Raw genomic sequence first — 26,860 nt, 5'->3', positions numbered from 1 at the left:
AAAACCGTTTCATCACACAATTTTCATGATAATATAGTGGACTTATAGTGTCAATGCTATGACAAAAATAGAAAACAAATTTTTGTCATTTTTTTGTCACAGAATTGACACAAACCACCACTTTAATTATTTTGTTCTAAATGGTTCCGGTGCTTCTTTCAGAATATCAAAATAATATTTAATATTTTCACATATTCTCTTAGAAGCGAGACCATCCCCATAAGGGTTTTGAGCGATACTCATTTTTTCATATAATGATTGATCATTTAATAACGCTTTAGTTTCGTTATAGATGTTCTCTTCTTCTACACCTACAAGTTTTAATGTTCCAGCTTCAACGCCTTCAGGTCTCTCAGTCGTATCTCTTAAGACAAGTACTGGTTTACCTAATGAAGGTGCTTCTTCTTGAACACCACCTGAATCTGTTAAGATCAAGTGAGAATTAGCTGCAAAGTTATGGAAATCTATTACTTCTAAAGGTTCAATCAATTCTATACGATCATGATCACTCAATATTTGGTTAGCAATTTCTCTAACCTTAGGATTTTTGTGCATTGGATAAACGACAACAACATCTTCATGCTCTTCAACAATTTGTCTCACAGCTTTAAAAATGTTCTCCATCGGTTTACCAATGTTTTCACGTCTATGCGCAGTTAATAGCACGATGCGTTTACCTTCGTGACGTTTAATAATTTCACTTTCATAATCGTCAGTTACAGTAGTTGATAACGCATCTATAGCTGTATTACCTGTCACAACAATAGATTCGTCTTTTTTATTTTCCTGAAGTAAATTATGTTTAGACTGATCAGTTGGTGAGAAGTGTAAATCAGCAAGGACCCCCGTCATTTGTCGATTCATTTCTTCTGGGAATGGAGAATATTTATTCCAAGTTCTTAACCCTGCTTCTACATGGCCAATTGCAACTTCATTGTAGAATGCTGCTAAACTGCCTGCAAAAGTAGTTGTTGTATCTCCATGTACCAATATCATATCTGGCTTAGCTTCTTGAATAACACTTTCAAGTCCACCTAATACTCTTGATGTTACTTCTGAAAGTGTTTGCCCTTGTTTCATAATATTTAAATCATAATCTGGTGTAATATCAAATGTTTCTAGAACTGAGTCTAGCATTTCTCTATGTTGTGCTGTTACTACAACAATTGGTTGTAACTCCGGATCATTTTTTAATTCTAAAACTAAAGGTGCCATTTTAATAGCTTCAGGTCGCGTACCAAATATCGTCATAATTTTCTTCATTGTAATAAAATCCTCCTATTATCTATTTAGTGCCAAATAATCGATCACCTGCATCACCTAAACCAGGTGTAATGTATGCATGGTCATCTAATTTTTCGTCTAATGCAGCAATATAAATATCTACGTCTTCATGTGCTTCTTGTAATGCTTTAACCCCTTCAGGTGCAGCAATTAAGCCCATAAAACGTATTTTATTTGCTCCACGATTCTTCAATGATTGAATCGCTTCGATTGCTGATGCACCTGTAGCAAGCATAGGATCTACTACAATAATTTCTCTTTCTTCAATATCTTGTGGTAATTTCACAAAATATTCTACCGCTTCTAAAGTTTCTGGATCACGATATAACCCTACATGTCCTACTCTAGCAGCTGGAACGAGTTTCATAATACCATCTGTCATTCCAAGGCCAGCACGTAAAATAGGAATAAGTGCTAATTTCTTACCAGATAATCTTTGAGCGTTCATTTTAGTTACGGGTGTTTCGATTTCAACATCTTGTGTTTCAAAATCTCTCGTAACTTCATACGCCATAAGCATACCGACTTCATCGACAAGCTCTCTAAACTCTTTAGTGCCAGTTTTACGATCACGAATATAACTCAACTTATGCTGAATTAATGGATGATCAAAAACGTGTACTTTACCCATAAGTCTAGCCTCCAATAAATATTTATTTGTTGTAAAGTGGAAACTTAGAAGTTAGTGATAATACGCGTTCATGTGCTTCTTTTAATGTTTGTTCATCTTCTGGATTTTTAAGCACAAGTGCTATTATTCTACCTACTTCTTCAACTGCTTCCTCATCAAATCCGCGAGATGTTACTGCTGGTGTACCTAAACGAATACCACTTGTTACGAAAGGTTTTTCTTGATCAAATGGAATTGTGTTCTTGTTACATGTAATACCAACTTCATCTAAAGCATTCTCAGCTAATTTACCAGTAATGCCAAGAGAACCTTTAACATCTACACAGATAAGATGATTATCAGTACCGCCTGATACAATTCTTAAACCTTCGTCTTCTAGAGTTGCTGCTAATTTTTGAGCATTCTTAATTACTTGTTTTTGATATTCCTTAAATTCTGGTTGTAATGCTTCACCAAATGAAACTGCCTTACCAGCGATAACATGCATTAATGGACCACCTTGAATACCAGGGAAAATTGTTTTATCAATTTCTTTAGCATATTCTTCTTTACAGAAAATCATACCGCCTCTTGGTCCTCTTAATGTTTTGTGTGTTGTCGTTGTTACAAAGTCTGCATAATCTACAGGGTTTTGATGTAAACCTGCTGCAACTAAACCAGCGATATGAGCCATATCAACCATTAATTTAGCGCCAACTTCATCTGCTATTTCTTTGAATTTCTTAAAATCAATTTGTCTTGGATAAGCTGAAGCACCTGCTACGATTAATTTAGGTTGTGCTTCTTTTGCAACTCTCAAGATTTCTTCATAGTCAATTTGTTCATTTTCTTCAGAAACACCATACTCTACAAAGTTGTATAACTTACCACTGAAGTTAACTTTTGCTCCATGAGTTAAATGTCCACCATGACTTAAGTTCATTCCAAGTACAGTATCACCCGGTTCTAAAGCTACAAAATATACAGCCATATTTGCTTGTGATCCTGAATGAGGTTGTACATTTACGTGTTCTCCACCGAAAAGTTGTTTAGCTCTATCACGCGCTAAATCTTCAACGATATCAACGTATTCACAGCCACCATAATAACGACGACCTGGGTAACCTTCTGCATATTTGTTAGTTAATACAGAACCTTGTGCTTCCATTACTGTTTCAGAAACAAAGTTCTCTGATGCTATAAGTTCGATATTATTATTTTGTCTATCAAACTCTTTTTCCATTGCTTTGAAAAGTTCTTCGTCTTGCTTTTTAATTAATGACATGTACAATCCCTCACTTTTAAGAATTTAATACTTTGCTCTTTCGCCGCCTATTAATTTAGGACGACTCTTAGCTATTGTAACAATAGCTTCTCCAATGCGCTTAGTTTCAATTGATACAGGTACTGCGACGTGCTTTAAATGCATACCAATTAGTGTCTGACCAATATCAATACCTTTATCGCATTGAATGTGTTCAACAACTATTGGGTCTTTCATGTGTTGATATGCATAAGTTGACAAACTACCTCCAGCATTGGCTTGTGGTACAACAGAAACTTCAGTCATTGTATAAGGATCAAATATTTCTCGCTCGATTGTTATAGCTCGGTTAATATGTTCGCAACCTTGAAACGCAAAGTGAACACCTGTCTCTTTATGTATAAAATCAAGACTTTCATATATAACCTTAGCAACATCAATCGAACCATCTGAACCTATCTTTGAACCTTTAACTTCTGAAGTTGAACACCCAATGATGCATAGTTCTTGATTGTTAAAAAAATCAATAGACTTTAGTTCATTCAACAATTGTTTTAAATCTTCTTTCATGAATAACCGCCTTCAATCTTGTCTATACGTCTTTGGTGCCTACCGCCTTCGAATTCACTTGTCAACCAAGTCTTGACGATGAGAAGTGCTAAACCTTCACCTATAACACGTTGGCCCATTGCTAATACATTAGAATCGTTATGTTGTCTCGTCACTTCAGCAGTAAAAACATCATGCACAAGTGCACAACGAATCCCCTTTACTTTATTTGAAGCGATAGACATACCAATTCCAGTTCCACAAATCAAAATTCCTTTATCAAACGTTCCATCAGCAACACTTTCAGATACTGGTCTTGCATAATCTGGATAATCTACCGACTCACCTTTATGTGTACCAAAATCTTTATATTCAATGTTCATTTCATCAAGTAATTGTTTGATTGCTTCTTTGTATTCATAGCCACCATGGTCTGCTGCAATAGCTACTTTCATCTTCCCACCTCCCAATTTGTTTATACTATAATATTATAACTTATTTTCTATGTCTGTTATAGCAATTCTGCAAATTATTTGAATTCTTAATTACTTTGTAATAAATCTTCAATTAGTGCTCGAAGTTCTTCGTAAGTATTTTGATAAATGATTTGTGACTGCCCAAAGGGATCTGAAACATCTCCTTTTTCGCCTCTTACGTATTGTTTTATTGAATGAATGTTGTGATGTGTAAATTGCGATTCTAGAATCATTTTATGAGATTCAGTCATAGTTAAGATAATGTCAGCATCTAAATCTTGTTCAGAAAATTGTTTAGCAGTATCAGGTATTGGCAAATCATTTTTAAAGATGATTTCCATTGATTGCGGAGATATTGGTGTCCCATCAAAAGCTGAAATGCCTCTAGATTGAATATTATATTCAGGTTTAATATCTTTGGCTATCGCTTCAGCCAAAGGACTTCTACAAGTGTTGCCTGTACATACAAAAACTATTTTCACAATTCATCTTCTCCTTTAATATTGTGACCACTTGCTTTATCAATTCTATTCATTAATGCGATTGTATCGTCATTTCTTTCGTAGCCACTTATATAAATTTCATCAATATTTGTGAGTTGATCTGCTATTCGCAAAGCATCATACAGATCATGATGAGCACCTTTAATATCTGCAATATCTCTACCAAGCGGTATAAAAGTCATTTGTTCTGAGATTAATGGCTCAATACTTTTAGGACCTATTACTGCTATCTTTTTAGAAGTATTATCTGACAAACTCATTTGTTTTGTAATACCACCTTCTATTAATGTTACAGGTTGCGAAGGTGCATAATGTTTATATTTCATACCTGGTGCAATTGGTTTTTCCAAATCTAACTTTTCGTTAATGACACTGTTTGGCAGAACTTTATTAATCATCTCTATTGTTATAGAACCAGGTCGTGCAATTTTAAATGGATAACTTGTACAATCTAATACAGTACTTTCTATGCCTTCATCAATATCTTCTGCTTGAATGATGCCATATATTCTTTCATCCAAGTCATGTTTAACATGTTCAAATTTAGTTGGCGAAGGACGTCCACTAATGTTTGCACTTGGAGCCGCAATTGGTAAATCCGTTAATTGTAGAACTGCTCTACCAACATGATGACTTGGCATGCGTACAGCAACAGATTGTAATCCACCGGTAACGCGATCACTTAAAAATCCTGACTTGTAAGGAACAATAAATGAAATTGGTCCTGGCCAAAAAGCATCCATTAAAATTTCAGTTTCTTGAGATATATTTTGGGTGAAGTCATTTAATTGAGATTTATCATGTATATGTACGATAAGTGGATTATCAGACGGTCTACCTTTTGCTACATATATTTCTTTAACCGCTTCTTCATCTTTTGCATTAGCGCCTAATCCATATACCGTTTCAGTTGGTAAAGCAATCAATTTATTTTGATGATATCCTGCAATAATCTCATCGATTTGTGGATAACTTTGTAAGTTATGAACATACTTACGCACATCCCAAACATTTGTTTCCAATGCATTTCTTCCCTTCTTTAAAGCATTTATTGTATTAAAACAAAAGTTATCCACACAACGTGGATAACTCCCGTTAAATGTGCATAACTTCTATTGATTATTCCAATTAAATTGTATCATACGATTGTTTTGATTTATATCTTGAATGATTTTTACATGTTCAACATTCAAATGGGTTTCAATAAAGTCTTTTAATAGTTCACCTTGTAAATGGCCAATTTCAAAAATGACGAGTCCATTATCCGACATAACATGTTCTAAATTTAGAATAATATCTTTATAGATCGCTAAGCCATCATCTTCTGCAAATAAAGCCAAATGTGGTTCATAATTTAAGACAGTATTAGACATTTCTTTTTGTTCTGCATATGAAATATACGGTGGATTTGAGACGAGTACATCCACTTTAATATTTTTTTTAATTAGTGGTTCTAATGATTTACCTTTTAGAAATTTTATCGGTGCTTCAAGTGTCGATGCATTTGTTTGAGCGATTAATAATGCTTCTTCACTAATATCAGTCGCGATAACAGATAAATCAGGACGCTCTTTTTTCAGTGTAATTGCGATAGCTCCTGTACCCGTTCCTATATCACATACGACTACTTGCTCGTTCTGAATCATTTGTAATGTTTGATAGACAAGTTCTTCTGTTTCAGGTCTCGGTATTAATACATGTTGGTTCACTTTGAACTTTCTACCATAAAATTCTGCAAAACCTGCAATATATTGTACAGGCTCACCTTCATACATACGTTCTCTACTTTTTAAGTAAGCATCTAAAATATTATCAGGTACATTTTGATTTAAATTCATGGCAATTTGCGTTCTAGACATGCCTGAAATATCCTCTAATAACCAATCAGCACGAGAGGTTTCAAACCCTCGTGCTGATAATCCATCATAAGTTTCATTTAGTAACTGTTGAAAATTATAATTGGCCATTATTTAATTCTTCCAATTTTTCCGTTTGTTCATGCAACGTTAATGCATCGATAATTTCGTCAACTTTACCTTCCATAATTTGATCTAACTTTTGTAAAGTTAATCCAATACGATGGTCAGTTACTCTGTTTTGAGGATAGTTATACGTTCTAATTCTTTCTGAACGATCTCCTGTACCAACAGCTGACTTTCTTTTTTCAGCGTATTTAGCATTTTCTTCTTGAACCATCATATCGTAAACTCTGGCTTTCAATACTTTAAATGCTTTTTCACGGTTCTTAATTTGAGATTTTTCAGATGATGTTGCAACAATACCAGTTGGTAAATGCGTGATACGTACAGCTGAGTCTGTCGTATTGACGTGCTGACCACCAGAACCACTAGAACGGTAAGTTTCAATTTTTAAATCTTCAGTTCTAATATCAATTTCAACATCTTCAGCTTCAGGTAATACTGCAACTGTTGCTGTAGAAGTATGAATACGTCCGCCTGATTCAGTTTCTGGTACACGTTGTACACGGTGCGCGCCATTTTCATATTTAAGTTTACTGAATGCACCGTTTCCTTGAATTGAAAAGCTGACTTCTTTGTAGCCACCATGGTCACTAATATTCTCTTCAACGACGTCAATTTTGTAGCCATGTGCTTCAGCAAATCTTGAATACATTCTGAATAAGTCACCTGCGAAAATAGCTGCTTCATCTCCACCTGCTGCGCCACGAATTTCCATAATAACGTTCTTATCATCGTTAGGGTCTTTAGGAATAAGTAGGAATTTCAATTCAGATTCTAATTCAGGTACACGTTTAGTAAGACTGTTAATTTCTTCTTTCAACATATCTTGTTCTTCTTTATCTGTTGTTTCGTTTAACATTAATTTCGCATCTTCAATGTCACCTTTAACAGATTTATAAGTTCTATATACATCAACTGTCTTTTGTAAGTCAGATTGTTCTTTTGAATATTTTCTTAGCTTGTCTGTATCCGAAACGACATCTGGATCACTAAGTAATTCATTTAATTGTTCATATCTATTTTCAACAATTTCTAATTGATCAAACATTTATATCACTCCTTATTTCAGTTCTAATTATATGATGATCTCTACATCTTGGTTCATAACTTTCGTCTGCACCAACTAATATAATCGGGTCATCAATATGTGCTGGTTCACCATTTATAAGTCTTTGTGTTCGACTTGATGGAGATCCACATACTGCACATACCGCTTGTAATTTTGTTACAATTTCTGCAACTGCCATCATTTCAGGCATTGGTTCAAATGGCACACCTTTAAAGTCCATATCTAATCCAGCTACAACAACACGATAGCCTTCTTCTGCTAACTTTTGTGCTACGCTTACGATTTCATTATCAAAAAATTGGACTTCATCTATTCCAATAATATCGATGCCTTGTAAATCATATTTTAATATTTGACTAGAATGTTCTATGCTGATTGCATCAAGCTGATTTCCATTATGAGATACTACAGCTTCTTCACTATATCGATTATCAATAGATGGCTTAAATACTTTTACATTTTGTTTCGCATATAAACCTCTTCTCAGACGTCTAATAAGCTCTTCAGACTTACCACTAAACATACTTCCGCAAATACATTCTATCCATCCGGAATGGTAATTTTCGTACATATTACTTATCCACCTTTTTCAACATAATCGCTTAATTATATCATATTATTTTTACTTATTTATTAATTTTTACAAAAAAAAGCACCCTTTATAAAAGGATGCTTGATTCGCTTCATAATTAGTTGTTTGATTTGAAACCAAATTTTTTGTTGAAGCGTTCCACACGACCATCCGCAGATGCGAATTTTTGACGTCCTGTATAGAATGGATGTGAATCTGAAGAGATATCTAAACGGATAACTGGGTATTCGTTTCCATCTTCCCATTCCATAGTTTCATTTGAAGTACGTGTTGAACCACTTAAGAATTTGAAGTCTGTAGTTGTATCTAAAAAGATAACTTTATTATACTCTGGATGAATTCCTTGTTTCATTTTTTTCAGCTCCTTTGCCCTGAACCATCTGGAACAGAGTTTATTTGTGACTTATTCACTCAATACTTACATATTATATATGTTGAAGAATTAAAATGCAACCTTAAATTTATATAATTGGTTTACCAGTCTTCGCACTATCGACCATAGATTTTCTTAAGACTTCAAAGAATTCTTCATTAGAATCCGTGCGTTTTAACTTTCTAATAAATCTTTTAGAGAAATCATTTGAATCAGTAAATAAATTACGTAGTTGCCAAATCATTTCAAGTTCTTCTTTATCTAATAGCAATTCTTCTTTACGTGTTGAACTTCTTCTAATATCAATTGCAGGGAATACTCTCTTCTCAGACAATTTACGATCTAAATGAAGTTCCATGTTACCTGTACCTTTAAATTCTTCATAAATCATATCGTCCATACGAGAACCTGTTTCAACTAATGCTGTCGCTAATATTGTTAAACTTCCACCCGCTTCAATATTTCTAGCAGCTCCGAAGAAATGTTTAGGTCTATGAAGTGACGCTGGATCTAAACCACCTGATAATGTTCTACCACTTGGTGGTACAACTAAGTTATATGCTCTAGCTAATCTTGTTAATGAATCCATTAAGATAATGACGTCTTCACCGATTTCAACAAGACGCTTAGCTCTTTCAAGTAATAATTCAGCCACTTTAACATGATGTTCTGGCGGCTCATCGAATGTTGAGTTAACGACTTCAGCTTGTTCAACAGAACGTTCAATATCCGTTACTTCTTCTGGACGTTCCCCAATTAATAATACAAATAATTTCGCTTTTGGTTGATTAATTGCGATAGCATTTGCAATTTCTTTAAGTAATGATGTCTTACCAGCTTTAGGTGGTGCTACAATCATTCCACGCTGTCCTAGACCTATTGGCGTAATTAAATCCATGATTCTAGTTGAATAATTTTTACTTGTAGTTTCTAATTGGATACGTTGTTGTGGGTATAGAGGAGTTAACGCTTGAAAGTGTGGTCTTTTTTTAACTTCTTCTGCATTTTGATCATTTACAAAGTCAACTTGTAACAATCCGTAATACTTTTCATTTTCTTTAGGTTTTCTAACTTTACCAGTTACTTTGTCACCTTTTTTAATTTCAAAGCGTCTAATTTGGCTAGCAGATATATAAATATCTTTTTCACCTTTAGAATAGTTAACAGTACGTAAAAAGCCATAACCATCAGGTTGAATATCATCTAAGATACCTTCCATATAATAGTTGCCGTCTTTTTCCATTTGAGCTTCCATAATTGCTAAGACAAGTTCTTTTTTATTTAATTTACTATAATTTGTTATTCTTAGTTCTTTTGCCTTTGATGTTAATTCTTTAGTTGTATAGTTCTTGTATAATTCGTGAAACGATTCATACTGAGGACTTGTTCTAACTCTTTCAGCCATATTTATGACACCCATTTCTTAAAAATCTCATTCATTTTTATCAGATTTATAATCTGCCTTTAAACTATAGCATTTTTTTATGAAGATGACAAAATAAGTTATATATAAATTATGTTAAAATATTTCACTTTTTTATTCAATTATAACTATCATATAAAAAGACTGAAACATCGAAATGTTTCAGTCTTAAAAATATATTGTATTTTGTATTTTTACTATTCTTTAAAATAACCTGGAATTGCTTTAATTTCTAAGAATTCTTCAATTCCGTAGTCGCCCCATTCTCTACCAATACCTGATTGTTTATAACCACCGAATGGTAAATTAGGTTTTCTACCTGCATCATTAATTTCCACAGTACCTGCTTCTAACGCTTTAGCAACTTCTCTTACACGTTCTGTATCTTTACCATATACATATGCTGCTAAACCATAAATTGTATCATTAGCAATTTCAATTGCTTCATCTAAGTCTTTATAAGTAATAATTGTACCTACTGGACCAAAGATTTCTTCTTGAGCAATTGTCATATCATTTGTTACATCAGTAAATAATGTTGGTTTAACGAAGTAACCTTTTTCAAGACCGTCTGGTTTACCAACACCACCATGTAATAATGTTGCACCTTCATCGATACCTTTTTGAATGTAGCTTTGAACTGTATCAAATTGTTTTTTAGATACAACTGGACCAGCATCTTGGCCAGCTTCTCTAGGATTACCAACTTTAACATTTTCAATTGCTTTTTTAGCTGCTGCGATAAATTCATCTTTAATACTTTCTGGTACTAATGTACGTGTACCTGCTGTACAAACTTGACCAGTATTTTGTACGAATTTAGCAACTGCACCTTTAGCTGCTTCTTCGATATCAACGTCATCTAACACTACTAATGGTGATTTTCCACCTAGCTCTAATGATACTTTTTTGAAGTCTTTAGCTGAGTTTTCCATAATTTTTCTACCAGTTGGTCCTGAACCCGTAAATGACATCATACGTACATCAGGATGTGAACTTAATGGATCACCAACACTTTGGCCATCACCATTTACTAAGTTGAACACACCTTTAGGCACGCCAGCTTTTTCAAATATTTCAGCTAAAATAATCGCTGCAAATGGTGTTTCTTCAGATGGTTTTAAGACTACAGGTGAACCTGCAGCAAATGCACCAGCTAATTTTAATGATGTTTGGTTAGTTGGGAAGTTCCATGGTGTTACTAATCCAGAAACACCGATAGCTTCTTTAATAACTAAATCATCACCACGACGTTCTTCAAATTGAATTGAATCGATCGCTTTACTTGCTTCTCTAAAATGATTTAAGCCCATTTGATAATGAACAGATTCTGATTTTTCAATTGGTGAGCCAAGCTCATCCGTCATTACATCTATTAAATCTTCTTTTCTATTTTCATATTCATCTGCAATTCGTTCTAATAAAGCTTTTCTTTCTTCTAAAGAAGTATTTCTAAATTTCACGTACACTTTTTTAGCGGCAGCTACAGCGTCATCAACATCTTGTTTGTTACCTGCAGCAATTTTACCCATTACTTCTTCTGTAGCAGGGTTAATAACATCTAATGTTTGTCCACTATGACTTTCAACCCATTCGCCATTTATATATTGCTTGATATCTTGTCTCATGAATTATCTACTCCTTTATATTTGTTACATTGGTTATTATAGTATGGATGATAGTCATAATTAAAATAATCTGTTTGAGAATTGAATATTTTAAATTTCAAACAAATAAAATACCCGCCAACGAAATGGGTTTCATCGCATTGACGGGTACTTTATAATATTCAATTTGTTTAGGAATGATTCTCTTGCAATTCCACATTTTTTTGCGCCCACTCTTCTAATGGTACAAGCGCTTGTGCTAATTCGTATCCTTTAGTTGTTAAATGATATTCAACTGATAGAGGCGTTGTTGTAACAACTTTCTTCTCAACTAATCCCCAATCACTTAATTCAGTTAATTTAAGAGATAATGCTCTAGGTGTAATACGTCTTAAGTCTCTTTTCATATCAGAAAAGTGAGCCGAACGTTCATCACAACGTGATAAATAATTAAGTATTAAACCATTCCAACTGCGTCCTATTACTTTAAAAGTTTCTTCCAAATAAGGACATACTTCCATGTTACTCACCTCTTTAACTTCTATATTGCCATTATACTACACTTTATATACAAAGTATATAATTTATACTTGTTATACGGTTTCAGTCCAAATATCAGCACCTAGTACTTTTAATTTTTCAACAATTCCGCTGTATCCTCTATGAATATGCTTCACATTATAAACCGTTGTAACGCCTTCAGACATTAATCCAGCAATTAATAAAGATGCACCTGCTCTTAAATCACTCGCTGCTACACTTGCACCTGTCAATTGAGATGGATAATAAATAGCTGTGCCATTTTCTAAATTCACATTTGCACCCATTCTAATCAGTTCATCAACGTGTTTAAATCTTGCAGGATAAATCGTTTCTGTTATTTTACTTTGACCATTTGCTTTTAATAATAAAGGTGTAAATGGTTGTTGTAAATCTGTTGCAAAGCCAGGATAAACTGCAGTTTGTATATCAACTGGTTTATATTCGTCTTTACCTTTAATAACAACTGAATCTTCACCTAAATCGATTTCAGTGCCCATTTCTCTTAATTTAGCGATTAATGGTTCTAAATGTAAAGGAATGATATTTTCGATGTACACTTCTTCACCCATGGCTGCTGCTGCACACATGTATGTACCTGCTTCTATTCTATCAGGAATAATTGTATGTTTCGTACCGTGCAAGGATTCTACACCTTCAATTTTCAATGTATCTGTACCTGCACCTCTAATTTTAGCGCCCATATTATTTAATAATGTCGCAACATCAACAATTTCAGGTTCTTTCGCTGCGTTTTCAATTACTGTTTTACCTTTTGCTAAAGAAGCTGCCAACATAATATTGATCGTTGCACCAACACTCACAACATCCATAAATATTTTAGCGCCAACTAATTCTTCAGCTATTAAATACATCGCACCTTGTTCGTTTGTTACTTTTGCACCTAGTGCTTCAAAACCTTTAATATGTTGGTCAATTGGTCTAGGGCCTAAAGGACAGCCACCAGGTAAACCAATCACACATTTTTTAAAACGTCCGAGCATAGCCCCCATCATATAATAAGATGCTCTTAAAGATTGTACTTTATTGTTAGGTAAAGGTAGATTCACTGCATCGCTTGAATCAACGACAAGCTGATCACCATTTAATTCTGTTTTAATATTTAAATCACCAAGTAGGCTCATTAAAGTTTTGACATCTGAAATATCTGGTAGGCCATCTAATGTCACAACATCATTCGCCATTAAACTTGCTGGAATAAGTGCAACTGCACTATTTTTAGCACCGCTTATTTGCACTTTACCATTTAATTTTTTGCCACCATTTATTTTTATAACTTCTTGAGACATATGTTTACTCCTTTACTTCATCGTCTTAGAGAATGCATACTCTCTCAACATGAATAGATAATTATTTCCATTATATACTATTCAATAAGATAAACGCAAAAACATAAAAAGTAAATAGAAATGACATAATTTACTACGAAAGAAGTATCAAATTTTAAATTTTTGACATTAAAATAAATTGAGTAAACGTATTGAATAAATATTCAATTTATCTTTAAAAACAGAAAAAACTACTACAAGCACGATGCTTGTAGTAGTTAGAATTTAATTAAAATTAAGCTTGGTTAGAAGTACCAAATTCTTGGATTTTACCTTTAACTGTTGCTTTAATTGCTTCACGAGCAGGTCCTAAGTATTTACGTGGATCGTAAACTTCGCTATCGTTGTTTAACACTTCACGAACTGCTTTAGCAGATGCGATTTGGTTTTCAGTGTTAACGTTGATTTTAGCTGTACCGAAAGTGATAGCTTTTTTGATATCGTGAGTTGGGATACCAGTACCACCGTGTAATACTAATGGTAAACCAGTTGAAGCACCGATTTCTTCCATTTCTTTGAAACCTAAGTTTGGTTCACCTTTGTAAGGTCCGTGTACTGAACCTAATGCAGGTGCTAAAGTATCAATACCAGTTCTTTCAACTAATTCTTGACATTCTTTAGGATCAGCATAGATAACGCCTTCTGCAACTACGTCATCTTCTTGTCCACCAACAGTTCCTAATTCAGCTTCAACAGAAACACCGTTAGCATGAGCATATTCAACTACTTTAGAAGTAATTTCGATGTTTTCTTCGAATGGGTGATGAGATGCATCGATCATTACTGAAGTGAATCCAGCATCGATAGCTTCTTTACATTTTTCGAAACTTGAACCGTGGTCAAGGTGAATAGCAACTGGAATTGTAATGTTGTAATCTTCAATTAAACCTTCAACGATTTTAACGACAGTTTTGAAACCACCGATATAACGTCCAGCTCCTTCAGATACACCAAGGATAACAGGCGCGTTTTCTTCTTGTGAAGCTTGAAGAATAGCTTGTGTAAATTCTAAGTTATTGATGTTGTATTGACCAACAGCATAACCATTTTCTTTTGCTTTAATTAACATTTCTTTCATTGAAACTAAAGGCATTGAGTTTCCTCCTAATGTGCAAGGCACGAATTATTTACAAGATTATTATATCAAACTTTGTGAATATATGCACCTTTTGAAAGCCCTATCCTAAATGTTTTCTTACAATTTTCATAACTTCTTCAATTGTAAACGGCTTCATTAGCACGCCTGTAATATTTCCTTTTTTTAAAACTTCTAACTCGGTAGATGATTGAAATGCTGAAATGATATAAACTGGAATATTTTTGTCAGATTTTCTAATTTCGGCAAATACTTCTTCCCCAGAAATTCCAGGCATTCTTTTATCTATAAAAATCAATTTATAAGTATTTTTATGAAATAATTCAATACCCTCCGCTCCATTTTTAGCAGTATCTACATTAAATTGATTTAATTCCATAATTTCTTTTAATAATTGTCTAATATTCTTTTCATCATCTATAATAAGTACATCCATTGAAGATACCCCACTTTTTCTATAAAATAAATTTAATGACGTTAATAAGGAGAATACAAATTGCTTAAAATTTTTAATACACAATTAAACGGCATATTTAGTAAAATAGATGCCCAAATTGAAGAAATTGAAATTGCATCACAACTGCTTATGCAAGCAGCAAACGGTGAAGGCAAAATACGCATCAAAACTTTCGACGAAATCAATCATTTCCAAACATTTATGACTGACAGTAACGAAAGCTTTCCACATGCAGAAACACTCAATACTTTAGATGAAATCGAAAAAATTGACTCTACTGACCGCGTATTATTAGCCGGTACTTCCTTTACTGAAGAACTCAACGAATGGATTACAAAATTAAACGACCACGATATAGATTTTGTCGTAATAGCAAACAAAGATAAAGACAATAAGACACACGAATCACTCATGCATTATATTGACTTATCAACACCAAGAGCAATCGTTCCAACCGCTGATTACAGTAAAATTATTACCCCTCATCTTATGGCTTTAAATTATATATATTATATCATGTTTGCTGAAATGCATGAGATTACACAAGATTTAAATGAAGAAATCTAGTAATAGTAGATAACGGGTCTGAATTTTACGTGTTGGTGGATAATGGAGGTTTTAGTTACACTTCTTATGAGTTTTGTAATTATGGGCCTCCTTAGTTACAATTCCGCCGACTTTTGTTACTATAGGCCTCCTTAGTTACAATTCCGTTGAGTTTTGTAATTACCGCACCCGTTATAAACAAGTTTGCCCAGAAGTGTTCACAACACACTCGTTATAAACAAGTTTGGCGAAAAGTGTTCACAACGCCACCCGTTATGAACAAGTTTGCCCAGAAGTGTTCACAACGCAGCACTTTATATCCCACACATATTTATACAAAAAAGCGCCCTCTATCTTAAATACTTGAAAAAGTATTAGGATAAAGGGCGCTTTATATATATATTATTTATTTTGAATACTTGCTTCTACAAATCCTCTGAATAATTTTTGTGGACGTGTTGGTCTAGATAAGAATTCTGGATGGAATTGACATGCTACAAACCATGGGTGATTTTCTAATTCTACGATTTCTACTAATCTACCATCTGGGCTTGTTCCTGAGAATTTCATGCCTTTTTCTTCTAATCTTTCGCGATATTCGTTATTAAATTCATAACGGTGACGGTGTCTTTCGTCTACTTCTAATTCACCATAGACTTTATGTGCAATTGTTCCTTCTTCAATTTTACATGGGTAAACACCTAATCTTAATGTTCCGCCTAAATCTTCGATGTCTTTTTGTTCTGGTAATAAATCGATAATTGGGTATGGTGTGTTTGGATCTAATTCTGCTGAATGTGCATCGTTTAATCCAACTACGTTTCTAGCGAATTCAACTGTTGCTAATTGCATACCTAAACAAATACCTAAGTATGGTACGTTGTTTTCACGTGCATATTGAATGGCTAATATCTTACCTTCTACACCTCTATCACCGAATCCGCCAGGTACTAAAATACCATCTACGTCTGCAAGTTCTTTTTGATAGTTTGTTTCGTTTAATTTTTCAGAGTCAATCCACTTAATTTCAACATCTGATATAAAATCATAACCAGCATGTTTTAAAGCTTCTGCAACTGACAAGTATGCATCTTGTAAACTAACATATTTACCTACTAAACCAATTTTCACTGAACCTTCTAAATTACGTACAGTGTCTAATAATTGGTTCCACTCTGTTAATTCCGCTTCTGGTGTAGCTTCTAAATCTAATCTTTCAATGACGATATCATCCATATGTTGTTCTTTTAATGCTAATGGAATTTGATATAACGTATCAGCATCTCTACATTCAATGACTGCACGTTTGTTAATGTCACAGAATAATGCAATTTTATCTCTTAAATCTTGAGTCATTTCATATTCAGTACGTACCACAATTAAATCTGGTTGAATACCTAAACCTCTTAATTCTTTAACACTATGTTGTGTTGGTTTAGTCTTCATTTCACCAGCAGCTTTAATGTATGGAAGTAACGTACAATGGATGTACATAACGTTTTCACGACCAAGATCACTCTTGATTTGTCTAATTGCTTCTATAAATGGTAAAGATTCAATATCACCTGTTGTACCACCAATTTCAGTAATAACAACATCAGCATTTGTACTTTCGCCAGCCATTAATAATCTTGATTTAATTTCATTTGTAATATGTGGGATAACTTGGACAGTACCACCTAAGAAATCTCCACGTCTTTCTTTTTTAAGTACGTGAGAATAAACTTTACCTGCTGTTACATTTGAATATTTATTAAGGTTAATATCAATAAATCTTTCATAATGTCCTAAGTCTAAGTCTGTTTCTGCACCATCTTCAGTTACAAAAACTTCACCGTGTTGATATGGACTCATTGTACCTGGATCAACATTTAAGTATGGGTCGAACTTTTGAATTGTTACATTTAATCCTCTATTTTTAAGTAATCTCCCTAGTGATGCTGCTGTAATACCTTTACCAAGAGACGATACTACGCCACCTGTTACGAAAATGAACTTTGTCATGTTTGTACCTCCATTTATTTTTTAAAAAATAAAAAACGCTCCCACTTACATTATTTAAAATGTAAGGAGGGAGCGCTATATTTATACGATTGTCCTATTTAAAGGAGCCCAAATAAAATATTACCATCTTTTAAAGAAAAGTCAATTAAAATTCGTCTTCTTCGTCTTCCTCATCTTCGTCTTCTTCATCTACAACAAGACCCGCTTCATCTAATTCATCTTCTACGTCTTCATCTTCAGGGTCTTCAGGATCATTTAAACCTTCTTCATCATCTTGATCAATTGTAATATCAAGATCTTTAGATTTATCTTCTTCCCCTAATAATGAAATTTCTGAATCAGCTTCATCGTCTTCATCTAGAACGTTGAATTTTTGAATTGTTGGTGCGATTTTTTCTTCGATATCATCAACTGAATACCAGTCACGAAGTCCCCAAATATTCTCACCCACACTTAAGAAGCGTCCATCAGTATTTAAGTCCGTATAGAATTGTAAAATACGGTTCTCAATTTCTGAATCATTATAATTACCTAAGCTTTTGAATTCGTCTATCATATCATATAAGTTTGTTTCTTTACCGTTCTCTGTTAATAAAATATAAGCCATTTCGATAAATGAATGCTCATCTACCATTTCTTTTGTGAAATCTTTTAATTTCATGCTTTACTCTTCCTTTCAACAATCGAACTATTGTCGCACATTAATATTTATAATCATAACAGTTTACGATTATAATTGACAAGATGATTTTTAGCAAATGTTAGTTAATACTTAATATATTTCATGAGTTTAATATAGTCCTCAGATTTTTGTATTTCTACAAATCTTGCTTTCTCACATAAAGGTTTCAATTTATTGTTTGAACCGAATAAAGTGATGTGTATTTCTTTCTTATCTTCAAACCTTCTTCTAACAAAAGTACTTAACTGTCTTAAAGCACTCTCTGCAATACCTTCTTTTCTTTCGTCTTCTTCAACTTCTATACTCCGAATATCAAAATAATGATCTTTATCTTCTAATACGATGATACCTACTTTTTGATTATCTTTCATTAAATGTATATCGACAAATTCATTATCTAAATCATCTTCATTTAATACAAGTTTCAATGAAGATACATATTTTGAATCTAAATCTAAATAATATAATCGTTCTTTACCTAATGGACCTTCTTCTTTTGTAGCTGTATGCATAAAGCCAGCTCTTTCATATAAATTCCATGCTGCCTCATTTTCAGCATCTACTACTAAATATAAATGATCAAAATCAGGGAACACATGTTGAACGTACTCAGGTAAATTCATCATTATAGTCGTGCCATACCCATTACCTTGATACTTTTCATTAATTGATAATGAACGTATATATACAACATTATGAGGTGTATCATAACCTTCGTGTTGATAATACTTATGCAATACAAAGAAACCAACTATGTCGTCTTGATCGTTTACGACAACATTAGGTCTTCTATCAGGATCTTCGATAGCACCATCCAACACTTCTTTAGGCAATGAAGAATAAATTTGTTGTCGTTCGTTTAATTCAAAACCATATAGTGCCGTTCTCATATGTTCTTCAAATGGTTTAATGACGATTTCACCGAATGATTTAGCTTTCATGATTGATATCCCCCCGTTTGTTTATATATATCATAACGAATTTTACATTCATTGCGCAATTAAGAACCTTATAAAACGTAATTATCGTACACATGTTAGTTTGATTTGGATGAGGGTAATAGAATTAAGACTGCATAATTTAAAGGGGGATATTAATGAAACAGTCAAAAGAAAATACAGACAGGCAAAATAATAAGACAACATTAGTATTTTGGGTATCTATGTCTATTATATTATTAGTAACTTTAACTGCTGGAATTTTTCCAAAAGGTTTTGGTAAATACGCTAATATATTATATACATTTATATCGAACAGTACAGGATGGTTATTCTTAATCATCGTATTCGTTTTAGATATCTTTTTAATCGGATTGGCTATTACGAGGTTTGGTCGATTTAAACTCGGTAGAGACGACGAAGAACCAGAATTCTCATTTATTTCATGGGTCGGCATGTTATTCTCTGCTGGACTCGGTGTCGGGATTGTATTCTGGGGCGTTGCTGAACCAATGACACATTACTTAAAATCACCACTTCCAAATGAAGTAGATGGCTCTACATTAGAATCAGCTCGACTTGCTATGGGATATACATTCTTCCATTGGGGCATTTCACAATGGTCTATCTTTGCAATGGCAGGGCTTATCGTAGCTTACTTCCAATTTAGAAAAAGAAGAGACGGTTTAATATCTACAGCAATGGAACCTGTATTCGGTGAAACTTATAAGAAACCATACAGAAATGTTATCGATATCTTAGCGATAGTCGCAACTGTCATGGGTATTGCAACATCAATTGGTCTAGGAATAATGCAAATTGGTGGCGGACTTCATCATGTTTTTGATATTCCTAATAATAATTGGACTAAAATTATCATCACCGTCATTATGACTTTACTATTTCTTGGATCAGCAGCATCAGGTCTTAATAAAGGTGTTAAATGGCTAAGTAATGCTAACATATTTATTTGTTTTGCTTTACTTATATTTATACTTATTTTAGGACCGACACAATTTATATTTGAAACATTTACTGTTGCAATAGGTGACTATATTACAAACTTTGTACAATATAGTTTAAGATTAAATCCTTATGAAGGCGACAATTCTTGGATTCAACAATGGACTGTGTTCTATTGGGCATGGGTTATTGCTTGGTCTCCATTTATCGGAGGATTTGTAGCCAGAGTATCAAGAGGTAGAACGATAAGAGAATTTGTAATTGGCGTGTTAATTATTCCACCACTTATTTCATTTAGTTGGATTGCCACTTTCGGTGGAACGGCCATGTATTTAGTTATTAATAAAGGTGCTTCTATTGCGGAAGATGTTAAAGGAGATTATACAGTTGCACTATTCTCCCTATTATCAAACTTCCCATTTTACGAAGCAACAAGTATTCTAGCAATAATATTAATCTTCTTGTTCCTTGTTACAAGTGCGGATTCAACTACTTTTATCTTATCAAGTATGTCTGATAAAGGTTCAATCGTACCGCCATTCAAGTATAAATTAGTTTGGGGAACATTAATTGGTGCCATTTCAGTTGCCATGACATTAGCAGGTGGTTTAGAAAGTTTACAAACCGCTTCTGTCGTAGCCGGCCTACCATTCGCATTTATACTATTCTTAATGATGTTCTCTATTATGAAAGCATTACGTAGAGAACCATCTAAACATTTCAAAATGACTTATATAGATGATGACACAGATTTCTCTAAATCATTAGAAGAACGTGAAGAAGAAGAAAAATAATTAAAATAGGCACCATTCATTGTTTAAATCAATGAATGGTGCCTTTTTGATTGTCTTATTTTCATAAACTAAAACGCATGTATCGAAAAATATACCCAATAGACGATGATCCATACGATTAACCATAGTAATATTTTGATATATCGATTAACGTTTTTAAACACAATATGACTGAGTACATATGCTAGATAGCTCGTTAATATAAATCTCAAAAGTCTTGCAATGAAACTTACGAGTATAAATACAATAAATGATATACCTTCGTGATAGCTCATCATTGCATAAAGTTTATATGGAACACCAAACAATGGTGCTTCTATTAATCCGAGCACTCCTTTATCTTCTAATGAATGTATCACATGTTCTATCATATAAGGATGAATACCAGGAATCTTAACCATGATCATTTCAACAAAGTTCAAATGTTGAATTGAAATAATGTAAACGATGATACCACCTAGAACTGCACCTATAATTGCAATCAAATTTGCACATAATAATTTAAATTTACTTTTTTGTTTGATTGCATAATAAGTTAAAGCTACATCAGGGATAATAAAGAATACAATTGCTTCAAGAAAAGCCCATATAAATATGATTACCATTCTTTAAAATCACCTTCATTTCTGAGTTCATTCATTCGTTCATTAAGCTCATCCATAAATACTTTTCTATTCTCATTAAATAAAAATGGACGTCCTACAAAAATATCAATAAAGAATGGTACAAATAGTTTTGAGCCTTTCGGTAATGACTTGCCTAAACCATGTAGAAACAAAGGTTGTATCGGAATGCTTGGACGTTCTCTCATTAAATAATAAATCCCGGATTTATATTTTGATAACTTTTCAGGTTCGCCTCTACTTCCCTCCGGATACAAGATGATAATACTGCCCTCATCTAAAGCATCTACAATTGGTTCAAATAATCCTTTAATATCTCGCGTCATTTTTCGCTCTATTGGTATAATTCTCATAATATTCATAGAAAACCATTTTAATAGTTTGTTTTTCAGAAAATAATCACCTGCAGCTACAGGTCGTGCTTTCTTAAACCCTTCTCCTTGAAACAATGAAAGTAGTACAAGTGTATCTAAATGTGAATTATGATTGGCAATAATCACGATAGGACCTTTTTTAGGTAACCATTCTCGTCTACGTATATTTAATCCTAGAACAATTAAAATAATTGGCTTAATGATACATGTAAATATAATGAGTCTTAACATATCGGTTCACCCCTTAAAAGTAAAAGAACCTTACAAAGTGGAAGAAGAGTGGCGCTGTGTATGTTAAAGAATCTACTCTATCCAAAATACCGCCATGACCAGGTATTGTTTGAGAAGTATCTTTAATATTTAAATCTCTTTTTAAAGCTGAAATATTCACATCTCCCACAAATCCCATAATACTAATATATAAACCTGCTACAATCATGCCTAATAATGTGAACGGCGTTAATAATGGTGCTAAACATAAAGATAGAATTGTCGTTGAAATAATCCCTCCAACAAAACCTTCCCAAGTCTTGTTCGGACTTACTTTAGGTACAATTTTATGTTTACCAAATGCTTTACCGAACAGAAATTGAAAGACATCATTTGCTTGCGTTAATATAACTAAAAATAAAACAAGGCTCGCACCGGGTACTGAACTTTTTTCGCCAGGTAAGACAATTAAGTATGCTAAATGACTTAAACTAAACACCATCAGCATCATGCCCCATTGTACAGATCCCATTGATTGTAAAAACCCTTTTGTTTCACCTATCAATATTGCTTGAATCGGTATAAATAAGAACATATATACTGGTATAAAAATAATAAACATGCCATAAAATCCAAAATAGATAAATGTAAATTGAATTGGTATAGATAAGTACGCCCAGAATAATACAGCTCTATGACTACGATTCGTAGGTATTAAAGAAAAGTACTCTTTCAAAGCTAAAAAACAAAGTAAGCCAAGAAAAATCAATGACACAGTAGAGTGAATGACTAAGGCAATTGTAAAGATAATACACATACTCCACCATGATTTAATTCTCAATCTAATTTCAGTGAAGTCTTTTTCAGGATATCGTTTCGTTAAATAAATACTAATCAAACTGGATAATACGAGTACGATAAATACCCCAATCATAACAATCAGCATTTCTGAAGATATCTTCCCTAAGTTCATGATTTAACCTCCTTTAATCCTTTTGTTATTCGATTATAAATATTGATTAACATGAGTATTGAACAACCATAAAACACAAAATGTAAATAAGGAATGATATTTAAATGAACAAAAATCAAGAAACTGATGAAACCTACAATAAATGCTCGGTCACTTTTACCCATCGGACCATCATATCTTCTTGAACTACCTATCACTTGAACAGTCACACCAGCCATTTCACTTATGATTGATAAACTGATAAACAACATAATACCTATTCCATAATCTTCAGCAATAAACACGAATGGTATAAATAGAAATAAATCACTTATAACATCCCCTAATTCATTCAACAATAACCCTAAATGAGATTTCATTTGATATTTTTTTGCCATTACACCATCAATTGCATTTAAAGCCATTCTCACAAACATCACGATAGGCATTAAAATATAAATCCATTTGTTTTCATGAAATATACTTATAATAATTCCCGTTACGATAGAGAGCAGTAGTGCTAATATTGTAACTTGATTTGGGGTCATACCGATTTTTCTCATCCAGTCAACGATAGGCATTAATAGTTGCTGAAATTTCGGTTTTATTTCATATATACTAATCAAAATATAACCTCCCTCATTTATACTTGTTATCATCTTATCATGTAATTATACAATTTTTACAATATATTTCTAAAAATCATTAATTTATCATATACAATTTTTTATAGTATAATAACGATAATTATTTACTTTTCTAGATGAGGTGTTCGTGTGAAAATTGGTATTGATGCAGGTGGTACTTTAATTAAAGTCGTAACTGAATTAAATAAAGAAAGAACGTATCAAAAATGGTTAGCAACTGACATTGATCAAGTTGCAGTTTGGTTAAATCAATTAGATGATGTTGAAGTATCGATTACAGGTGGTAAAGCACAATACTTAGACTCATGCATTAAACATCAAGCGAAACGTAGTATTGAATTTGATGCGACTTATAAAGGGATTCAAATATTTTTAAAAGAAAACAATATAGACCTTGAAACATATATATTCTCGAATGTCGGTACTGGTACTTCTATCCATTATGCTACTACTGATCATCAAGAACGTGCAGGCGGTACAGGAGCTGGTGGCGGTATGATACAAGGTTTAAGTTATTTACTGACTCAAATTAGTGATTATGATGAACTTGTTCAAACAGCTTTAAATGGGGATCGAGATAAAATAGATTTAAAAGTTAAACATATTTATAAAGGTGATAACACGCCTATTTCTGGAGAATTAACTGCTGCTAACTTTGGACATGTATTACAACATATGAACGATGCATTTCCAAATGCTGATCGATTAGCAGCTGTAATGGGTATTGTAGGAGAAACAGTCACAACCGTATCCATTCATGCCGCAAGAGAGTATAATACAGAAAACGTTGTGTTTATAGGATCTTCATTTGTTAAAAATGAACTACTCAAAAATATCGTCGTTGATTACACGATTTTAAGAGGTCTAAAACCATACTTCATTGAAAACGGTGAATATTCAGGAGCGCTCGGTTCAATATATTGTTAAACATTAAGGAGTATTAATATGAAAATTATAGAACCTAAACTACACAATGATTTTGAATATGAAGAAGAAAAAGACGTAACACTCTATCAGTCTTCGTATGACTTGTACTTTGATAAAGCATTAATTCAATTAGATGAAGAAACGAGTCAAATCGATACAATGTATTTCAATCAATGTACATTTGAATCTGTTGATTTCACTAAAATTCACGAATTAGATATTATATTTAAAGGATGCGACCTTTCAAACTGTATATTCAGTGAAGCTTCTCTTAATAGAGTGCACTTCAAAGATTGTCGTATGATTGGTGCTAACTTTACAGACGTTAAACTCAAGCATGTACAATTTTCTAATTGTCAGTTAAAAATGAGTCAATTTCAAAATTGTAACTTAGATCACGTTTTATTTAACGATAATCAAATGTCAGAAACTTACCTTTCATTCTGTACTCAAAAATCTGTCGCAATTGAAAGATGTGCATTAGAATCTCTTGAAGTCGTTGAAACATCACTAAAAGACATTGATTTATCGTCCAATACAATCGAACAACTTGTTGTACAACCTAATGACTTAAAAGGTGCAACAGTTTCTGAATATCAAGCATATGATATACTTCCGTTATTCGGGGTTAAAGTAACATCAAACTAGAAGGTGACACTATGAATCAAATGATAGACATTTTAAAACGCTTTGGATTAAGTGAGTATGGCTCTAAAGCTTATATCGCCCTTGTTCAAAATCCAGGCATAACAGCTTATAAACTAAGTGAAATATCAAGCGTACCACGTTCAAAAATTTATGAAGCACTCAATAAACTTGATGAACAAGGACTCGCTTATTTCAATTTACAAGACCAAAAGAAATACTACTATGCCCTATCACCAAAACAAACCATTCAACTATTTGAAAAAAAGCAAAATGAAGAACTCCTTCAACTCGAACAAGAAATCAATAAATTAAATATCGTAACAGACAATGCGCCTATTCAAATAGAAGTCTTAACAAATGAATCAACAATCATCGATGCCGTAACATCTGCCATTAAACAAGCTAAAAGACAAATCACCGTTTCAATATGGCCAGACTTATATGACATCTTAACAAATCATGTCTCAGAAGATATTCATATTCAAGGGATTACATTCCAAGTCGACCAACCCGGCTATGATCTCATTAATCACCGTTATACAAACTACGTCAAAAGTTCATTAGCACTTAAACCATTTGTCGTAATCGTAGACGATGAACACATGATTTACGGACAAACAGCAGAATCAAATATGCGCGCTTATATCAGTTATGACCATACACAAATAAAAATGATGAAAGACTACATTTGGCATGACGTCTTAGTCAATAAATATATTAGTAAATTTGAAGAAGATATAGAAGACGAAATAACCCTTAAGAGAAAAACCTTTTTCTCTTAAGGGTTATTATTTGGGATAAATGATTTTACTACGTTGGGATGTAGTAACTACCTTAGTAGTTACTAATAATGTATCAAACAATCTTCCCACCGTCAACACGAATCGGTAAATATAATTTCTTCAACTTATGACCATTACGGTCGAGGTAAACGACTTCCAATTTATGTTTACCTTTAATATTATCAAGGTTAGTGCTAAAACTTAAACGAGCTTCGTATTTATCATAAGTCTCACTAGCTGTTTTATATTTACTATTTTTCAATTCATATTTTCCGCTACTTGTATCATATAAATCATCAACAAGTAAAATGAAAGCTCCATCTATGTTTTTTTCAAATTCATATTTTGATCCTTTATTTTTTAAAATCGTCATATCCATATCTATTGTTATTTCATTACTAACAGTATACGCATCTAAATTACTGATTTTTAACTTGCCTACACTTATTTCATGATTATGATTTAATTGAATCTCCTCTTTTTTTAATTCGTAATCTGTAAATTTTTCATTTGCCTTTACATATTGATGGTACCCTACTGAACCAATACTTAAAAATAGAACGACTAAAACGGTAATGATGAGTGTTTTTTTCATA

Annotated in this window: 30 protein-coding genes; 5 read left to right on the top strand and 25 right to left on the bottom strand. The window is 33.0% G+C overall.

What is annotated here, in order from left to right:
- Window positions 1-126 precede the first annotated feature (126 nt).
- The 17 genes from wecB to LQ679_RS03910 form a co-directional block, all read right to left on the bottom strand.
- Entirely contained in the window at window positions 127-1,263 is a 1,137-nt protein-coding gene (wecB, locus tag LQ679_RS03990; protein WP_037589782.1) for a non-hydrolyzing UDP-N-acetylglucosamine 2-epimerase, read from the bottom strand.
- A 22-nt stretch (window positions 1,264-1,285) separates the two neighbouring features.
- Window positions 1,286-1,915, bottom strand: coding sequence for a uracil phosphoribosyltransferase (gene upp / locus LQ679_RS03985; protein WP_025904476.1), 630 nt, complete (start codon window positions 1,913-1,915; stop codon window positions 1,286-1,288).
- Between the two features lie 22 nt (window positions 1,916-1,937).
- Window positions 1,938-3,179, bottom strand: a complete 1,242-nt coding sequence (locus LQ679_RS03980; RefSeq protein WP_025904475.1) for a serine hydroxymethyltransferase — start codon at window positions 3,177-3,179, stop codon at window positions 1,938-1,940.
- Window positions 3,180-3,203: 24 nt separating this feature from the next.
- Window positions 3,204-3,728 carry a TIGR01440 family protein gene (locus LQ679_RS03975; RefSeq protein ID WP_048540920.1) on the bottom strand — a complete coding sequence of 175 codons (525 nt, stop codon included), beginning with the start codon at window positions 3,726-3,728 and terminating at the stop codon, window positions 3,204-3,206.
- Window positions 3,725-4,162 (bottom strand): ribose 5-phosphate isomerase B, encoded by a 438-nt coding sequence (gene rpiB / locus LQ679_RS03970; RefSeq protein ID WP_204188458.1) that lies wholly within the window; start codon window positions 4,160-4,162, stop codon window positions 3,725-3,727. The genes LQ679_RS03975 and rpiB overlap by 4 nt, the downstream gene beginning before the upstream one ends.
- Window positions 4,163-4,248: 86 nt before the next feature.
- The gene (locus LQ679_RS03965; RefSeq protein ID WP_025904472.1) at window positions 4,249-4,665 is read right to left on the bottom strand and encodes a low molecular weight protein arginine phosphatase; all 417 of its coding nucleotides are present in this window, start codon (window positions 4,663-4,665) and stop codon (window positions 4,249-4,251) included.
- Window positions 4,662-5,708 (bottom strand): L-threonylcarbamoyladenylate synthase, encoded by a 1,047-nt coding sequence (locus LQ679_RS03960; RefSeq protein ID WP_239748192.1) that lies wholly within the window; start codon window positions 5,706-5,708, stop codon window positions 4,662-4,664. Before LQ679_RS03960 ends, LQ679_RS03965 begins: the two co-directional genes overlap by 4 nt.
- Window positions 5,709-5,798: 90 nt before the next feature.
- Complete coding sequence (prmC, locus tag LQ679_RS03955; protein ID WP_239762110.1) at window positions 5,799-6,653, bottom strand: peptide chain release factor N(5)-glutamine methyltransferase; 855 nt, start codon at window positions 6,651-6,653, stop codon at window positions 5,799-5,801.
- Entirely contained in the window at window positions 6,640-7,716 is a 1,077-nt protein-coding gene (prfA, locus tag LQ679_RS03950) for a peptide chain release factor 1 (protein WP_037589786.1), read from the bottom strand. The genes prmC and prfA overlap by 14 nt, the downstream gene beginning before the upstream one ends.
- Window positions 7,709-8,308, bottom strand: a complete 600-nt coding sequence (locus LQ679_RS03945) for a thymidine kinase (RefSeq protein ID WP_025904468.1) — start codon at window positions 8,306-8,308, stop codon at window positions 7,709-7,711. The genes prfA and LQ679_RS03945 overlap by 8 nt, the downstream gene beginning before the upstream one ends.
- A gap of 118 nt (window positions 8,309-8,426) precedes the next feature.
- The gene (locus LQ679_RS03940; protein WP_025904467.1) at window positions 8,427-8,681 is read right to left on the bottom strand and encodes a type B 50S ribosomal protein L31; all 255 of its coding nucleotides are present in this window, start codon (window positions 8,679-8,681) and stop codon (window positions 8,427-8,429) included.
- Window positions 8,682-8,790: 109 nt separating this feature from the next.
- Window positions 8,791-10,107: a transcription termination factor Rho gene (rho, locus tag LQ679_RS03935; protein WP_239762109.1), complete on the bottom strand. Its 1,317-nt coding sequence runs from the start codon at window positions 10,105-10,107 to the stop codon at window positions 8,791-8,793.
- 215 nt (window positions 10,108-10,322) lie between these two features.
- The gene (locus tag LQ679_RS03930; RefSeq protein WP_107576517.1) at window positions 10,323-11,753 is read right to left on the bottom strand and encodes an aldehyde dehydrogenase family protein; all 1,431 of its coding nucleotides are present in this window, start codon (window positions 11,751-11,753) and stop codon (window positions 10,323-10,325) included.
- Between the two features lie 170 nt (window positions 11,754-11,923).
- A complete protein-coding gene (locus tag LQ679_RS03925) occupies window positions 11,924-12,253 on the bottom strand; it encodes a winged helix-turn-helix transcriptional regulator (protein WP_025904464.1) in 330 nt (109 codons plus the stop codon).
- Between the two features lie 72 nt (window positions 12,254-12,325).
- The gene (locus LQ679_RS03920) at window positions 12,326-13,582 is read right to left on the bottom strand and encodes a UDP-N-acetylglucosamine 1-carboxyvinyltransferase (RefSeq protein WP_239748190.1); all 1,257 of its coding nucleotides are present in this window, start codon (window positions 13,580-13,582) and stop codon (window positions 12,326-12,328) included.
- A gap of 274 nt (window positions 13,583-13,856) precedes the next feature.
- Window positions 13,857-14,714, bottom strand: coding sequence for a class IIb fructose-bisphosphate aldolase FdaB (gene fdaB / locus LQ679_RS03915; protein ID WP_025904462.1), 858 nt, complete (start codon window positions 14,712-14,714; stop codon window positions 13,857-13,859).
- Between the two features lie 85 nt (window positions 14,715-14,799).
- Window positions 14,800-15,153, bottom strand: a complete 354-nt coding sequence (locus LQ679_RS03910) for a response regulator (protein ID WP_025904461.1) — start codon at window positions 15,151-15,153, stop codon at window positions 14,800-14,802.
- 60 nt (window positions 15,154-15,213) lie between these two features.
- Between LQ679_RS03910 and LQ679_RS03905 the strand changes: the two genes are divergently transcribed.
- The gene (locus tag LQ679_RS03905) at window positions 15,214-15,741 is read left to right on the top strand and encodes a DUF2529 family protein (RefSeq protein ID WP_159315413.1); all 528 of its coding nucleotides are present in this window, start codon (window positions 15,214-15,216) and stop codon (window positions 15,739-15,741) included.
- A gap of 381 nt (window positions 15,742-16,122) precedes the next feature.
- Here the strand turns inward: LQ679_RS03905 and LQ679_RS03900 are convergent, their stop codons facing one another.
- From LQ679_RS03900 to LQ679_RS03890, 3 genes are all read right to left on the bottom strand, one after another.
- Entirely contained in the window at window positions 16,123-17,724 is a 1,602-nt protein-coding gene (locus LQ679_RS03900; RefSeq protein WP_239762108.1) for a CTP synthase, read from the bottom strand.
- Between the two features lie 145 nt (window positions 17,725-17,869).
- Entirely contained in the window at window positions 17,870-18,385 is a 516-nt protein-coding gene (gene rpoE / locus LQ679_RS03895; RefSeq protein ID WP_037589792.1) for a DNA-directed RNA polymerase subunit delta, read from the bottom strand.
- A 104-nt stretch (window positions 18,386-18,489) separates the two neighbouring features.
- Window positions 18,490-19,350 carry a GNAT family N-acetyltransferase gene (locus LQ679_RS03890; RefSeq protein ID WP_239762133.1) on the bottom strand — a complete coding sequence of 287 codons (861 nt, stop codon included), beginning with the start codon at window positions 19,348-19,350 and terminating at the stop codon, window positions 18,490-18,492.
- Between the two features lie 152 nt (window positions 19,351-19,502).
- Here LQ679_RS03890 and LQ679_RS03885 point away from each other — a divergent pair, with 152 nt between their 5' ends.
- Window positions 19,503-21,101 carry a BCCT family transporter gene (locus LQ679_RS03885; RefSeq protein ID WP_126477259.1) on the top strand — a complete coding sequence of 533 codons (1,599 nt, stop codon included), beginning with the start codon at window positions 19,503-19,505 and terminating at the stop codon, window positions 21,099-21,101.
- A 68-nt stretch (window positions 21,102-21,169) separates the two neighbouring features.
- Here LQ679_RS03885 and LQ679_RS03880 read toward each other — a convergent pair whose 3' ends face one another.
- From LQ679_RS03880 to LQ679_RS03865, 4 genes are read right to left on the bottom strand one after another with little or no spacing between them, the layout of a single operon-like run.
- On the bottom strand, window positions 21,170-21,706 hold the full coding sequence (locus LQ679_RS03880; RefSeq protein ID WP_126477258.1) for a YqaA family protein: 537 nt from the start codon (window positions 21,704-21,706) through the stop codon (window positions 21,170-21,172).
- On the bottom strand, window positions 21,700-22,329 hold the full coding sequence (locus tag LQ679_RS03875; protein ID WP_239762107.1) for a lysophospholipid acyltransferase family protein: 630 nt from the start codon (window positions 22,327-22,329) through the stop codon (window positions 21,700-21,702). The genes LQ679_RS03880 and LQ679_RS03875 overlap by 7 nt, the downstream gene beginning before the upstream one ends.
- 13 nt (window positions 22,330-22,342) lie before the next feature.
- Entirely contained in the window at window positions 22,343-23,281 is a 939-nt protein-coding gene (locus tag LQ679_RS03870; RefSeq protein WP_025904453.1) for a phosphatidate cytidylyltransferase, read from the bottom strand.
- The gene (locus tag LQ679_RS03865; protein WP_218958991.1) at window positions 23,278-23,886 is read right to left on the bottom strand and encodes a CDP-alcohol phosphatidyltransferase family protein; all 609 of its coding nucleotides are present in this window, start codon (window positions 23,884-23,886) and stop codon (window positions 23,278-23,280) included. Before LQ679_RS03865 ends, LQ679_RS03870 begins: the two co-directional genes overlap by 4 nt.
- A gap of 150 nt (window positions 23,887-24,036) precedes the next feature.
- Here LQ679_RS03865 and coaW point away from each other — a divergent pair, with 150 nt between their 5' ends.
- The 3 genes from coaW to LQ679_RS03850 are packed head-to-tail and all read left to right on the top strand — an operon-like array spanning window position 24,037 to window position 26,264.
- Window positions 24,037-24,834: a type II pantothenate kinase gene (coaW, locus tag LQ679_RS03860; RefSeq protein WP_239762106.1), complete on the top strand. Its 798-nt coding sequence runs from the start codon at window positions 24,037-24,039 to the stop codon at window positions 24,832-24,834.
- A gap of 18 nt (window positions 24,835-24,852) precedes the next feature.
- The gene (locus LQ679_RS03855) at window positions 24,853-25,482 is read left to right on the top strand and encodes a pentapeptide repeat-containing protein (RefSeq protein ID WP_239762105.1); all 630 of its coding nucleotides are present in this window, start codon (window positions 24,853-24,855) and stop codon (window positions 25,480-25,482) included.
- An 11-nt stretch (window positions 25,483-25,493) separates the two neighbouring features.
- Window positions 25,494-26,264, top strand: coding sequence for a TrmB family transcriptional regulator (locus LQ679_RS03850; RefSeq protein WP_107576511.1), 771 nt, complete (start codon window positions 25,494-25,496; stop codon window positions 26,262-26,264).
- A gap of 73 nt (window positions 26,265-26,337) precedes the next feature.
- Here LQ679_RS03850 and LQ679_RS03845 read toward each other — a convergent pair whose 3' ends face one another.
- Window positions 26,338-26,859 carry a hypothetical protein gene (locus LQ679_RS03845; protein ID WP_196307586.1) on the bottom strand — a complete coding sequence of 174 codons (522 nt, stop codon included), beginning with the start codon at window positions 26,857-26,859 and terminating at the stop codon, window positions 26,338-26,340.
- Window position 26,860 lies beyond the last annotated feature (1 nt).

Source organism: Mammaliicoccus sp. I-M35 (assembly GCF_022386455.1).
Classification (GTDB): domain Bacteria; phylum Bacillota; class Bacilli; order Staphylococcales; family Staphylococcaceae; genus Mammaliicoccus; species Mammaliicoccus sciuri_A.
The sequence above is the reverse complement of the archived record's forward strand: the minus strand, read 5'-3'. Positions and strand labels throughout refer to the sequence as shown.